The 14,426-nt window shown below is 71.5% G+C and carries 7 protein-coding genes; 3 read left to right on the top strand and 4 right to left on the bottom strand.

Translation table 11 applies throughout. From position 1 onward, the window contains the following. Nucleotides 1-115: 115 nt before the first annotated feature. A complete protein-coding gene (gene dpgA / locus NQU54_RS44595; protein WP_257636007.1) occupies nt 116-1,189 on the top strand; it encodes a 3,5-dihydroxyphenylacetyl-CoA synthase DpgA in 1,074 nt (357 codons plus the stop codon). Between the two features lie 633 nt (nt 1,190-1,822). Here dpgA and NQU54_RS44600 read toward each other — a convergent pair. Both NQU54_RS44600 and NQU54_RS44605 read right to left on the bottom strand, forming a co-directional pair. Continuing rightward, on the bottom strand, nt 1,823-4,339 hold the full coding sequence (locus NQU54_RS44600; protein ID WP_257636008.1) for an ATP-binding protein: 2,517 nt from the start codon (nt 4,337-4,339) through the stop codon (nt 1,823-1,825). A gap of 372 nt (nt 4,340-4,711) precedes the next feature. After that, a complete protein-coding gene (locus NQU54_RS44605; RefSeq protein ID WP_257636009.1) occupies nt 4,712-4,906 on the bottom strand; it encodes a hypothetical protein in 195 nt (64 codons plus the stop codon). A 618-nt stretch (nt 4,907-5,524) separates the two neighbouring features. Between NQU54_RS44605 and NQU54_RS44610 the strand changes: the two genes are divergently transcribed. Continuing rightward, on the top strand, nt 5,525-8,446 hold the full coding sequence (locus NQU54_RS44610; RefSeq protein WP_257636010.1) for an ATP-binding protein: 2,922 nt from the start codon (nt 5,525-5,527) through the stop codon (nt 8,444-8,446). Nucleotides 8,447-8,629: 183 nt separating this feature from the next. On the opposite strand, the gene NQU54_RS44615 is transcribed toward NQU54_RS44610, so the two are convergent. After that, nucleotides 8,630-9,835: a cytochrome P450 gene (locus tag NQU54_RS44615; protein WP_257636011.1), complete on the bottom strand. Its 1,206-nt coding sequence runs from the start codon at nt 9,833-9,835 to the stop codon at nt 8,630-8,632. 127 nt (nt 9,836-9,962) lie between these two features. Then, nucleotides 9,963-10,868: a 2OG-Fe dioxygenase family protein gene (locus tag NQU54_RS44620; protein ID WP_257636012.1), complete on the bottom strand. Its 906-nt coding sequence runs from the start codon at nt 10,866-10,868 to the stop codon at nt 9,963-9,965. A gap of 246 nt (nt 10,869-11,114) precedes the next feature. On the opposite strand from NQU54_RS44620, the gene NQU54_RS44625 reads away from it, so the two are divergent. Further along, nucleotides 11,115-14,426 (top strand): type I polyketide synthase (locus tag NQU54_RS44625; RefSeq protein WP_257636013.1); only part of this gene is annotated, 3,312 nt, incomplete at its 3' end.

Consider the following 14,426-nt stretch of genomic DNA (forward strand, 5'->3'; position numbering starts at 1 on the left):
CCTCGCCCTGCTCCAGTGTTGATACCGGGCCGGGATGGAGGCGGAAGCGTTCTGATCTGTCGGCGTCATCCGGCCGGTGGCGACTGCCCGTGGTAAGGCGATACGAGAGGGAATCATGCGAGCGATCCGAGAGGCGCCCGGCATTGTCGGCGTAGGTGCCGCGGTGCCGCCGGACTCCTACACGCAGCAGGAACTCCTCGATACCTTCGGCATCACCGACCCCCGTATCCGCTCGATCTTCCTCAACGGAGCGATCGAGCGGCGCAACCTCAGCCTGCCGCCGCTCGGTCCTGACGATAAGCCCACCACCGAGACACAGGGCGACCTTCTGCGCAAACACACGGCGAGCGGGCTGCGCATGGGGCGCGAGGCCGTCGAGCGCTGTCTGAAGGATGTCGGCGCCTCCCTCGCCGACGTCCGCTACCTGTGCTGTGTCACCTCCACCGGACTTCTCACGCCGGGCTTCTCCGCGCTGCTCATCAAGGACCTGGGTGTCGAGCGGTCCTGCCAGCGCCTGGACGTGGTCGGCATGGGCTGCAACGCCGGACTCAACGCACTGAACGCCGTGTCCGGCTGGGCCGCCGGCCACCCCGGCGAACTGGCGGTGATGGTGTGCGTCGAGGTGTGCTCCGCCGCGTATGTCTTCGACGGGACCCTGCGCTCGTCCGTGGTCAACAGCCTGTTCGGTGACGGGGCGGCGGCCGTTGCCGTCCGCGCGCCGGGACGGACTTCCGGGGAGCAGCCGCCGACGCCCGCGCTGCTGCGGTTCACCAGCCACATCATCCCGGAAGCCGTCGACGCCATGCGCTACGACTGGGATGACGCGCACGGCAAGTTCAGCTTCTACCTCGACCCCGAGGTTCCCTACGTCGTCGGGGCCAACGCCGAAACCGCCGTGGAGCGCCTTCTGGCCGGCACCGGGCTGCACACGAGCGACGTCACCCACTGGGTGGTGCACTCCGGCGGCAAGAAGGTCATCGACTCGGTCCGGGTGAACCTCGGCCTGTCCCGGCACGACGTGCGGCACACCATCGGAGTCCTGCGGGACCACGGCAACCTCTCCAGCGGCTCGTTCCTGTTCTCCTACGAGCGGCTGCGCGACGAGAAGGCGGCTCTCCCCGGCGACATCGGGGTGCTGATGACCATGGGACCGGGATCGACCATCGAAACGGCACTGGTGGGCTGGTGACGTAAGGAACCGTTGCTGACATGTGGACCGAGCCCGACCGGACCCGGCTGCCCGGCTGCCCGGCGGCCTGGGCGTGCCGGCCCGGCTGGACAGCGGCCGTTCGCTGTCGTCTTGCGGGGCACCGGCACACCGCTGACCGAGGCCATCGACCTGAGCCTTGTCGACGAGGTGGCGATGACCTCGCGGAGGAGATCCACACCCCGGCCGTGTTAGGCGCTCGGCTCTCCGACCGTGAGCCCCGCGTCCGGCGGCTCCCCCTCCAGGAAGCGGCTTCCCCTCGGCGCCCACCTCGCCGCCTGCAACCGGGAACTGCGGCGTCCGCGCACCCCCGAGGGTCCGGCCGCGCCGAGATCACTCTGCTTCACCCGGCCCCGAGGGGCGCTTGCGGTGCTCCGCGGGCGCACGCCGAACCGCGGCGACCGGGCGACCGGGCGACCGGGCCACCGTCAACCGCAAGCGGGCGGAGCGGCTCATGAGCGAACGCCGGATCACCCGTGTCAGGCTCGGCCGCGTCATCGCGGTCGGTGGACACGGAGCGGGAGGTGGAGCCGGCGCCGGCGGCCGCGGCGGCGCCGCTGCCGGTGGAGACCGCGGCCGAGTGAGGGCGGCGCGGCCCCGGAGCCGGCCCCGGCATCAGGTTTCGTTGAGCTGGCGGGGGTTGGGCCCGCCCATCACCCGGGCACCGTGGACCACGCTGCGTACCTGAGGCATCCGCTGCTCCGCGGGTGGGGTGGTGAGGCGGGCTGGGGGCTTCGGCTGCCGCTGCGCCACCCACGCCGCGATGTGCGCCCGGGACCGTAGCCCGAGCGTGGTGCGGATGTGCCGGATATGGGTTTCGACGGTCCGTACCGACACATGCATCCGCGCAGCGATCTGACGGTTGGTGAGCCCTTCCACGACCAGCTCGGCCACGTCCCGTTCCCGTCTGCTCAACGGGTGGGCGGGGCGCTTGTGGTGTGTTCCGGGCCCGTCGTCGCCGAGCGCGAGCGAGATCGCCTGATGTTCCGGCAGACCCTGGCCCGAATCGAGCCAGGCTTCGGCGCGGGCGGGCGGCATGGCCCGGAGCGCGGTCTCCCGCGCCTCGTGCACGCGCCGACGCCACCACTCGGTGTCCCGCCGAGCGTTGTCGCGGATTCGCTCCGCCGCGCCCAGCAGCCGCAGCCCCCGGTCGAACCGGCGGGCCCGGGTGGCGACCAGAGCCAGCCCCTCGATCGCCGCGGCGGTGTCGCTCGGATGGGCCGGGCGTACGCAAAGCACCTCGGTGAAGTGTGCCTCCGCCAATGTCAGGTCGTCCTTCTCCAGAGCCAGCGCACCGGCCGTGACCAGCACCGAGCGCAGTCGGAAGGGTGCCGCGTGGCGGCGCAGCGCGGGCAGGACACGGCGGATCGTCTGCTCAGCGCTGCCGAGTTCGCCGTTCTCCATCTGCTGCCGGGCGATTTGGCCCAGGCTGAGCGCGGTCAGCATGTTGTGGCTCAGCCGCAGGCCGATGTTCAGGGCCCCCGTCAGGTCGGCTCGGGACGCCTCCCGCTCGTCCGCCAGCTGCCGGATCGTGCCGCGCAGCAGGAGCAGGCGGCCCAGCCGGGCCGTGCCGCCGCCGCGTTCGCGCTCCAGTGCCACCGCCTCGTCGGCCTGCCGGGCCGCGGCGGCGTCTTCGCCCTCCCGGCGCGCCAGCGCGGCCGCCGCCTCCAGGGCGACGCCACGGTAGACGGAGGTCGGCGCGGTGCGGTCCAGGGCGTGCGCCACGTGTTCTGCGGCACCGGTGTGCCGCCCGCCGGCGACCTCCGCCGCCGCCAGCGCCGCGGCCAGCAGCAATTGGCGTTCGTCGTCACCCGAGCCGAGTCTGCGCAGGGCGTGTGTGAGGTTGGCGTGTTCCTTTTCCAGCATGCGGAGCGTCCCGGCCGGTGCGACGGCCTCCTCGCGCAGCGGCAGGGACGCCGTGGTCAGCCGGGCGGTCAGCCGCTCGTATGCCGCTGTGTCCTCGCCCTGGGCGACTAACATCTCGTGCCCGAAGTGTCGCATGGACTCCAGGAGCCGGAAGCGGGCCGGACCGTCATCGCCGGGGACCGGTGTGATGACGGACTTCGCCTCCAGACCGATGAGGATCTCGGGCATCGCCGACACCACCTCGGGGATGTCCGCCGCGAGCGCGGCGGCCGCATCCGGCCCGAAACCGCCCGGGAGCACCGACAGCCTGCGCAGCAGCGCGCGTTCCGCCGTGCTCAGCAGGTCGTAGCCCCATTCCAGGGAGGCGCGCAGGCTCCGGTGCCGGCCGTCGGCGAGCCGCCATCCGTTCGTCAGCAGCGCGAGCCTGTCGTCCATCCGGTCCCGGACCTCGGCGGGCGGGAACACGCGCATCAGCCGGGCCGCCATCTCGATGGGCAGCGGCACCCCGTCCAGCCGTACACAGATCTCGCCCACGTCCGCCGCGTTGGCCTCGGTGAGCTGGAAGTCGGGAGCGACGGCGCGAGCCCGGTCCATGAACAGGGTGACCGCGTCGGAGCGGAGGCAGGCGGCGAGCACGGTGCCGGAGTCCAGGTCCGGCAGCGCCAGTTCGATCACCGGGAAGACCGATTCGCCCGGGAGTCGCAGGGGTTCGCGGCTGGTGACCAGGATGCGCAGCCGGGGGTGGCGCGGCAGCAGATCGGTCAGCAGTGTGCCGCAGGTGTCGAGGACGTGTTCGCAGTCGTCGAGGAGGAGCAGCCGGTCCTTCTCCGCCCCATCCGCGCTGTCGGGCATCGCGTCGACCGTGGTGAGGATGCGCTGCCGTATCTCCTCCGGTTCGGTGAGTTGACCCAGCTTCACCACCGCCACCTCGTGGCGTCGGCCGCGGGCCTCCTGGCCGGCCAGTTCCAGGGCCAGCCGCGTCTTGCCGACGCCCGCTGGGCCGGTCAGTGTCAGCAGCCGCGACTCGCGCAATATACGGGCCAGGTCGATGAGTTCGTCCGTGCGTCCGATGAAGCTGCTCATCTGTGTCAACGGTGTCTCGACCAGCGCGGTGTCCATGCCGCCGGACTTCTGCCGCATACGGTAGGAGCGCTGCCGGCAGGCGTTGGAGCAGTAGCGGGCCCGCGGCGGCGAGGTACTTGACTGCCGGTGCGGGCGCACCGGCCGACCGCACATGTCGCAGCCGGCCGTCGGGGAAGCGGACATAGCACCTACCTTTGTGGGTGAGGTCGGGCATGGGTGAGGGCCGTCCGGGATACAAGGATGTGTGTCCGCAGGACGGCGGACGGCGGACGCCTCGATGGCGGAAATGAGTGGGAGCGTGCGGGGGATTCGGCGTGGCGCGATTTCAGTCGAACCGACGGCATGTCATACGGTCGGTGCCCGATCGGCAAGCGATCGAGGTGGTGGGGGCATACCGAATTCTTACTCCGTTTTCGCCGGGGGAGCGGTGGTGAGGTGCGCCCCTGAACCAGGAGGGTCACTGAGAATGTGATCCCGGTCCTGAGAATTACTTGATGAACTCCGGCAGCACACGCCGCGGCCACTGGCCAGGACGAGTGCGTCGATGTTTCCCCGTCAGCAGGCTCTGTGGGACAGCCGGGTCGCGTCGGCCCGGCCCGTGGTGGCCTCGTCGTCCGGGCGCACCTGGATAACGATGTCGACCAGCCGTCCACCGCTGTCCTGCGCCGTGACGGCCGTCAACTCGCCGGAGGAGGCCGAGGTCCGGCCGAGCTGGTGGGAGAACCCCGCTTCCACAGCGAGGATGCGCATCTGGGGGTCGATGTGTGCCGTGTATGTGCCCGGGGTGGCCCACCGATGCGGCGGGAACCCTTCTGCGAGACCGTGAGAGGCAGGAGGAGGGACTGTCCGATCTCGATCGCCTGCGATGCCTGCTGGACGAGTGGTCGCCACGGCGCACCGTCTTTCTACGCTCATATGTGGGGGGTAACGGCCGTCGGTCGCAAGTAATGTAGTTGACGATAGGAATTTCCTCTTGGCCGGTCAAGCAATCCTTTGCACGGTCCCGAAACATTGTGGTTCCAGGGTTCGGTGGTGCAAGCAAATAAATAGTGCACACCTGCTGACCACCTGTCCGTTTGCCTCCTCTGAGGCGCCCGCCCGCTGACCGAATTTCCGGGCATGGGCCGACGCCGGGCCGAGGTGTCCGGCAATGCCGAGTTCCCGACTCCTGTGCCGCGTGCCCGTTTGAGGGTGTGCGTTGCCCGTTTCCGGCCCGTTTCCGGCCGGTCCCCACGCTGCCGCCTGCCTCGTGAGGGCGGACCTTCGTGAGGCCAGGCGACCTTCAACTCTTCACACGACCGCCGGAGCGGTGGCGAACGACAGGGAAAAACGCCACGTTCTAGGAAATCCCTCAGTGGCGGAAGGGACATGATCGTAGCGGCCGAGGGGGAGAGGGAGAGGGACGCGGCAGTGATCGTCACCCCGGTCGGGCACGGCGCGTACGGGACGCGGGACGGCGAACAGCCCGTGCGATGGGTGGAGCGGGACCGTGAACTCGCCGTACTCGGCGACCTTGCCAGGCGGACCGCGGCGGGCCACCCCGGCCTCGTCGTCGTACAGGGGCCGGACGGCTTCGGCAGGACGTCGCTGCTCCACACCCTCGCCGTGCACGCGCGCCGGCTCGGGCTGCGGGTTCTGCACACCCGGGCCGACCCGAACCGGCGCACCTTGCCGCTGGGCACCGTGAGGACCCTGTGGGGGGCCATGACCGCCGACCCACTCCCGGACCTCGCCGCGCCGCCGCGGCAGCCGGTGCCCGGCGAAGCCGCCCGCGCCCAGGCCGGTGTCTCCCACGAGGCCCTGACCGGATGGCACGAGGCCGTGCGCACCACCGCGGCGCGAGGCCCTCTCCTGATCGCGATCGACGACGTCCACGAGGCTGACCCGGTGTCGCTGCGTTGCCTCGCGTACACCGCGCGCAGGCTGGCCGGGCTGCCGGTCCTGCTGGCGCTGGGCCGGCGCGACGGCGATGCGTGGACCCCGCTGGACGACGCGGCGATGACCCAGCCGCTGTGCCGCGTCGTCCGGCCACGGCCGCTCACCGCCCCGGGCGTCGGCCGGGTCGCCCGGCGGCTCACCGGCGCCGACCCCGAGGCGCGGTTCCAGGCGGACTGCCTGGCGGCCACCGGCGGGAACCCCCTTCTGGTGACCGGGCTGGTCACCGCGTTGCGGGAGCGTGGCCTGGCGCTGACCGGCGCGGGACTCGACGCGGCGGGCGATCACGACCTGCCCGCCTTCCGGGAGTGCGTCATACGGCTGCTGCGCCGTCAGCCACCGCCGACCGTGCGGGCCGCCCAGGCCGTGGCCGTACTCGGCGACGCGGCGGACCGCGAGACCTGCGCCCAGCTGGCCAGCGCCGACGCCACCACCTTCGCCCGTGCCCTGTCCGCCCTGGACTCCCTCGGGCTGGCACACGCGTCCGCCCGTACGGACGGCTGGTCCCTTACGCACCCCGCCGTACGGAACGCGGTCCTGGCCGACACGCCGGCCGAGCAACGTGCCGCGCTGCACGGCCGGGCGGCCCGATTGCTGCACGACGGCGGGGCACCCGCCTCGGACATCGCCGAGCATCTGCTGCGGTCCCGGTTGACGGCAGATCAGCCGTGGGCGCGGGCCGTACTGCGGGAGGCGGCGCGCAAGGCGATGCTCGACGGCGCGGCGGCGCGCGCGGTGGAACTGCTGCGTTGGTGCGTCCCGGACGGCGCGGCGGACGCCCGCGACCCGGACCTGGTGGCGGAACTGGGCATCGCCGAAAGCAGGGTGGACACGGCGGCCGGTATCCGGCATCTGACGGCGGTCCTGGACCACGTCTCCCGCCCCGGCCTGCGGTTCGCCTCCCTCAGCGCGCTCATCGGCGGACTGGCGCGTACGGGCCAGGCGGACCGCGCCGTCACGCTCCTCGCCCGGCACCGCTCCGCCGTGGCCGGTACGGCCGCCGGGACCGCGAGCGCGAGGCTCCTGGAAGCGGACATGCTGAGGGCGGCCACCGACAACCTCGACGCGTACACCGAACTCCTCGACACGGAGTCGTTCCGCATGGACCTGCCGGGCGACACCCCGGAGGCGCGCGCCCTTCTCGCGTGGCGCGCGGTCATCTCGGTGTGCCGCATGGATCACGTGCCGCAGGCACTCACCGCGGCGGGCACGGTGATCAGGCTGGGTGGGCCGACCACCGACTCGACCGCCACCCTGGCCGCGGCCGCCTCCGTGCTGCTGTACGGAGACCGCCCGGACGAGGCGGACTGTGCCTACCGGCAGCTGATGGACGGCACCGACGCCGTGCGGAGCCAGGCGTACCCCACGCTGCTGGCGCTCGGCGCGGCGGCCGGCGAGCGGCTCGGGGCTCTCGACGAGGCGCTGCGGACCACGGCCAAGGCGCTGCGGAAGACCCGGATCGCGCGGGCCACCCGGTATGAGGCGCTGCCCCTGGCGGTACGGCTGCACACCTTCCTCGACCAGGGCGATCTCGCGGCCGCCACGGGCCTGGCCGCCGAGATGCCCGACCCCCGGGCCGACGACGACTGGCAGTGGAACGAACTGCTGTGTGCCCGTGGGCGCCTGCGCCTGGCCCAGGGCGAACCGCGGGCCGCCCTGCGGGACTTGACGGAGTGCGGACACCGGCAGCGGGCGTGGCACCGTACGAATCCGGCCGTCTCCTTCTGGTGGTACTGGGCCGGACGGGCCCACCTGGCGGTGGGCGACCGCGCGGCGGCGGTCGAACTGGGCGAATGGGCCGTGGGCCTGGCACGCCCGGCGGGGCTCCCCTGCGCGCTGGGGACCGGGCTCCAACTGCTGGCCGAGGCCGCCGACGAGCGGGACCGGCTGGCCCTGCTCGACGAGGCGGAATCGGTGCTGGCGCCAACCCGTGCGGCGCTGCTGCTGGCCGGGGTACGGGTGCTCCGGGGCCGGGCGCTGCAACGCGCCGGGCACATCCAGGCGGCCCGGACGGTACTGCGCAAGGGCTGGCGGGAGGCCCACGCGCTCGGCGCCCGCGCGCTCCACGCCGCCGCCCACCAGGCGCTGCTGGCGACCGGGGCCCGGCCCCGGCGCGCCGTCTCGGGCGGGTCCGGCGCGCTCACCCGGAGCGAGGCCCAGGTCGCGCGACTGGCGGCCGACGGCTGGTCGAACACACGGATCGCGGACGCCCTCTTCGTCACACGCCGGACCGTGGAGGCTCATCTGACCTCGGTGTACCGCAAGCTGGGTCTGTCGTCCGGACGCCGGGAGCTGCGCCGCGGGCTGGAGCCGGACACGGGCGCGGGCAGCGCCGAGCCGCCTCACTCGCGGTGACCGGTGAGGCGGCCGTAGGGCTGGACGACCGTCGGGCCGCGCCACGCGAGCACCCCGACCTCCGGGTCCCCGGTCCGCGCGGCCCCGAGGTCCTGGCCAGGACACCGGCCGCGAAGTAGCGGGTGATCACGCGCCCACCGCCGTGGCGGTCCGATCGTCGTGCTCGCGCGGCACCCTCATGGGTCAGGTATCCCAGGTGACCGGGAGACTCTTCACCCCGTGGATGTCCGCGATCTCCGGGCGGAGGGGGACCTGTTCGGCCGGTATGGCAAGGCGCAGTGTGGGGAAGCGGTTGAGGAGCGCGGGGAAGGCGACACGCATCTCGACGCGGGCCAGTTGCTGGCCCAGGCACTGGTGGATGCCGTGGCCGAAGGCCAGGTGTCCGCCGTCCTGCCGGTGAAGGTCGAGCACATGGGGGTCGGGGAAGCGCTCGGGGTCGCGGTTGGCGGTGTTGTACGACAGGATCAGCGGCGAGCCGGCCTTGATGGTCCGGCCGCCGAGCTCGACGTCCTCCAGCGCGGTCCGCATGAACGTCTTGCCGACGCTCAGATACCGCAGCAACTCCTCCACGGCCCGGTCGGCGAGTGTGGGGTCGGCGCGCAGCGCGGCCAGCTGATCCGGGTTGCGCAGCAGCGCGAAGGTGCCGAGCGCCAGCATGTTCGTGGTGGTGTCGAGCCCGGCCGCCAGCAGGATCAGGGCGATGCCCTTCAGCTCCTCATCGTTGAGATCGCTGTCGGTGAGGTCGCTGAGCACATCGTCGGTGGGGTGCGCGCGCTTGGCGGCCACCAACTCGGCGAGGTGGTATTGGGTCGTGGTGTAGGCCGCCATCACATCCTCGTCGTCCGCCTCCGCGTCCATGAACGCGTCGACCTGCTCCCGGAAGGTGTCCCGGTCCTGGTGCTCCACCCCCAGCAGCTCACAGATCATGATGGCGGGGATGGGCTTGGCGAACGCGGTCACCAGATCGGCCGGAGGCCCGGCCTTCTCCATGGCGTCCAGGTGGTCGGCGGTGATCTGCTCGAGGCGCTCGGTGAGCAGTCGCATCCGCCGTACGGTGAACTTGCCCATGAGCGGTTTCCGATAACGGCTGTGCCGGGGGTCGTCCATGAGGAGGAACTCGCCGGGCGGCGCCGGGGGGATCTGGATGCCTCCGTAGTCGATGGTCGGGTGGAGCATGAGCTCCTTGCGTGAGCTGAACCTCGAGTCCGCCAGGACCGACTTGATCAGGTCGTACCCGGTGAGCAGCCAGCCGGGTTTTCCGTTGGGGAAGGTGTAGCGGCTGATGGGGCCGTGCCGGCGGGCGTCGAGCAGCTCCGCCGGCGGGTCGAAGGGGCGGCCGGGCTGACGCGCCGTCGGCAGCGTGGTGACGGTGTGCGGGGATTCATCCATGACCAGTCCTCATCTTGTGACAGCACGTTTTTGACAACGCTCGAAAACCACTCTCGGGGAATTGGCGTCACATCAATGTGATGCAGCGGGGAAGAATTGACATGCTGTCACGAGGCATGCCGGGGGATCAGCCCACCCGAGTCGTCCCGCCCAGAGCCCGCAGTGGCACCGTCATCGGCATGGCCGGGTGCGGTGCGGCGGAGTCGAACTCCCGCGAATGGTGCCCCTCCGCCACCGGCTTGCGGGTCAGAAACGCCAGCAGGTCACGGGTGGCGGGACGCTCCGGGTCAGCCGCGTACAGCGTCGATACGCTGTGCTTCAGCTCGTGGTCGACGATCAGGCATGTGTCGAGGAAGTCGCGGTGCTGGGCGCGGGCGCGCACGAGCTTCGGATCCGTGTCATGCCAGCGGGTGCCATTGGACTCGTCCATCTCGTGCAGAAACGTGACCGCGCTGTCCTCGGTCATGTTCTGGCTACCGAGGTACGTGGTCATGGTGTGGTCGACGCCGTCGCTGTGCACACCCTCCAGCGCCGGCTCGCCGATCAGGTCCCCGTCGGTGGTGGTCCGCACGTTCAGCAGCGTGCACACCCAGCGGTCGCTGTCGTAGTCGAGCTTCGGCCGGTGCTCGATCGTCATCCCGTCGAACACCAGGAACTTGAACACGAACAGCGCCTTCAGCGCGGTGTTGAGCTGGAGATCGTCGCGGATCTCGTCGAAGATCCGCACCTTTCCGGCGTCGTGCCGCACGAAGTCGTCCTCCGTGGACAGCATGAACGGCTGGAACTCCAGCCGCCGCACCTCCATCGCCACCGGATCGAAACCGAAACGACCGGTGCGGGTCTTGCGGAACGGCAGCGTCGGATCGCTCTCCAGCGCGTCGCTGACGGTGACGAGCCGGTCGAGATCCTCGTCCGTGGCACCCAGAGCCTGCACGATACGGACCATTTTCTCGCCGGGCACGAAGGCGTAACGGTCACGGACATAGGACGAGCGTATCTGGGCGAGGTCGGAATCCAGGGCGTCGTTCGGCATTCCCTTTTCCTCCAGGACGGTGCCGCGAAATTGTGGAAAAAAGTGGCAGGCGCTGAAACCACAGCTGCCACCGGTCTAGCACCGGGGGTTCGGGAAAGCAATACCGAACGAAAGGATCCGGGTGCGCACCTCGGTAAACGCGCCCGCGTACGGCCGTAACGGCGGCATTCGCGGATGCCCGGCCGGGGCCGCGCGAAGAACGATCGGCATGGCGGGTACCGGACGTGAGAAAAGGTCGCGAGGAAAATGGCTGCGAAAAGCGCACTCACGAAGGCAGCGGAATACTCCAGGGGCGTCGCCGGGCACCTCGTCGACCCGGATACGACGATGGCCGTCATCGGCGTCTCGTGCCGATTCCCCGGTGCCGAGAACCCGGACCGGATGTGGCGGCTGCTGACCGCGGGCGAGAGCAGCGTCGGCGAGGTGCCGCCCGGCCGCTGGTCCGGCCCCGCCGCCGAGGAGACGCCCCGCCGGGGAGCGTTCCTGGAACGCCCCGAGGAGTTCGACGCCGCGTTCTTCGGCATCTCTCCGCGCGAGGCGCCGTACGTCGACCCGCAGCAGCGGCTCGCCCTGGAGCTCGGCTGGGAGGCCCTGGAGAACGCCCGCATCGTGCCGGACCAGGTGCGCGGCACCCGCCTCGGCACGTTCGTCGGCGTCAGTGGCGACGACTACGCCCAGCTGTTGTCCCCGCACGTCCACACCCTCGCCACCCAGCACGCCCTGCCCGGCGTGCAGCGCGGCGTCATCGCCAACCGCCTCGCCGCCTTCCTCGGTGCCCGCGGCCCCAGCATCACCGTCGACTCCGCCCAGTCCTCCTCCCTGGTCGCGCTCCACCTGGCCTGCGGGAGCCTGCGCGGCGAGGAGTCCGACATGGCGCTCGTATGCGGGGTCAACCTCCATCTGCTGCCGCAGAGCGTGCTGCTCGCCTCCCGCCTGGGCGCCCTGTCCCCGCGGGGGCGCTGCTTCACCTTCGACGAGCGGGCGGACGGTTACGTGCCCGGCGAGGGCGGCGGCGCCGTCGTCCTGAAACGCCTTCGCACCGCCCTCGCCGACGGTGACCGCATCCTGTGCCTGGTCCGTGGCAGCGCCACCACCAACGACCCGGACGGCGTAACCCTCACCGCGCCGACCGTCGCCGCCCAGGCCGAAGCCCTCGCCCTCGCCTACCGGCACGCCGGTGTCGCCCCGGACGCCGTCGACTACGTCGAACTGCACGGCACCGGCACGCCTACCGGGGATCCCGTCGAGGCCGCCGCACTCAGCGAGGTCATCGGCCGGCACCGCCCAGCCGACCGCCCCCTGGTCGTGGGTTCGGTGAAGACCAACATCGGCCACCTGAGCGGCGCGGCCGGCATCGCCGGCTTCATCAAGACCGTGCTCGCCCTCGTCCACCGGCAACTGCCTCCCAGCCTCAACTTCGACCACCCCCATCCGCGTATCCCCCTCGACACACTCAACTTGCGCGTCCAGCGGCAGCTGGGCCCATGGCCCGGCGCCCCCGCCGCCGACCGGTCACTCGTGGCAGGCGTCAGCTCCTTCGGTATGGGCGGCAGCAACTGCCATGTCGTACTGAGCGACTGGCACCCCGAGCCCGAACCGGCCCGGCCCGAACCGGACCCGCTCGCCGTGCCCTGGCTGCTGTCCGGGCGTGGCGAGGCGGCCCTGCGCGACGCCGCGTCCCGGCTCGGGAACAGCGATGCCGCGCGTGACCCGGAGGTCTCGGCGGCGGATGTCGCCTGGTCCCTCGCCTCCTCCCGGAGCGCCTTCGAGCGCCGCGCCGCGATCGTGGCGCCCACACGGGACGACCTGCTCGCCGGGGTGCGGGCGCTGGCCGAGGGATCCACCGCGCCCGGTGTCCTGACCGGGACGGCCGTACCGGGCGGCGTGGGGGTGGTGTTCTCGGGCCAGGGTTCCGAGCACGGTGGTATGGGGGCGGGCCTGGCTCGTTTCCCGGTCTTCGCCGAGGCGCTGGCCGAGGTGTGCCAGGTCTTCGACGAGGTGGCCGGGGAGGTCGCGGACGAGGTTGGTCTGTCGGAGGAGGCGCGTGAGCGGTTCGGTGTGGAGCGGGGGGAGTTCGGTGCGCTTCTGCGGCGTGTGATGGCGGAGGGGGCCGGCGACGGGGAACCCCGTCTGGGCGGGACCGGTTGGGCTCAGGCGGGGTTGTTCGCGTTCGGTGTGGCGGCGTGGCGGCTGGTGTCGTCGTTGGGCGTGGTGCCGTCGGTGGTGGCCGGGCATTCGGTGGGGGAAGTGATCGCCGCCCATGTGGCGGGCGTGTGGTCGTTGCGGGACGCGGCGCGGGTGGTGTTGGCGCGTGGCTGGTTGATGGAGCCGATGTTGGAGGAGTTCGGCCGGGTGCTGGGGTCGGTGGAGTTCGCGGCTCCCCGGCTGGCTGTGACATCCAATGTCACGGGGCGGGTCGCCGAGCCCGAGCTGCTGCGGAATCCCGCCTACTGGGCGCGGCATGTCGAAGAGACGGTGCGGTTCGCCGACGAGGTCTCCGGCATGCGGGCCCAAGGGGTCTCGACATTCCTGGAGATCGGCCCTGGGGCCGCCCTCACCACCATGATCAAGGAGTCGGTACGCGCGTCGGCGCCCGGCGCCGAGCAGCGTCCCGACGTCTCCGCGGTCCCCCTGTGCCGCCGTGACCTGGACGAGGGACAGTCGCTGGTCCAGGCGCTCGCGCAGCTGTGGGCGCGCGGGACCGATGTCGACTGGGAGCCGCTGCTCGGGGCCGCACGCCAGGTGGACCTGCCGACGTACCCGTTCCAGCGGCAACGGTTCTGGCTCGACGTCGATGCTCCGGTCGCCGCCTCCGCCCCTGCCCCCGCCCCAACTCCCACTCCGGACCCGATCCCGGTCTCCGTAACCGCTCCGGCCGGAAAACCTTCCGGCGCGTCCCCCCGCACCCTGCGCGAACTGCCCGACCTGCTCCAACTGGTGCGGGAGCAGACGGGCGCCATCATGCGGGACTCCGGCCCCGTCGACACGGCGCTGACGTTCAGGGACCTGGGCTTCAACTCGCTCATGACCGAGGAGCTCGCGGAGGCGCTCGCAGCCCGTACCGGCCTGCCTCTCAAGGCGGAGGCGGTCTTCGGATACCCGACCCCCGCGGCCCTGGCCGAGCATCTGCGCGATGCGCTCACCAGCATCGAACACACCCCGGACACTCGTGAACAGCGGGCGGCGGACGAGCCGTTGGCGATCGTCGGCATGGCCTGCCGCTACCCGGGCGGCGTCGCCTCGGCGGACGACCTGTGGCGCCTCTTGGCGTCCGGCGGGGACGCGATCGGCGGGCTGCCCACCGACCGCGGCTGGGCCCCGGACATCCTGCACGGAGCGGACTCCGGCGACCACGTTCCGGCCGGCGGCTTCCTGTACGGCGCGGGCGACTTCGACGCGGACTTCTTCGGTATTTCTCCGCGGGAGGCGTTGGCGATGGATCCGCAGCAGCGGTTGTTGCTGGAGAGTTCCTGGGAGGCGTTGGAGCGGGCCGGTATGGATCCGGTGGGTCTGCGTGGTTCGGCTACGGGTGTTTATGTGGGTGCGACGACGCAGGAT

The organism is Streptomyces malaysiensis subsp. samsunensis, assembly GCF_024519315.1.
Lineage (GTDB): Bacteria > Actinomycetota > Actinomycetes > Streptomycetales > Streptomycetaceae > Streptomyces > Streptomyces malaysiensis.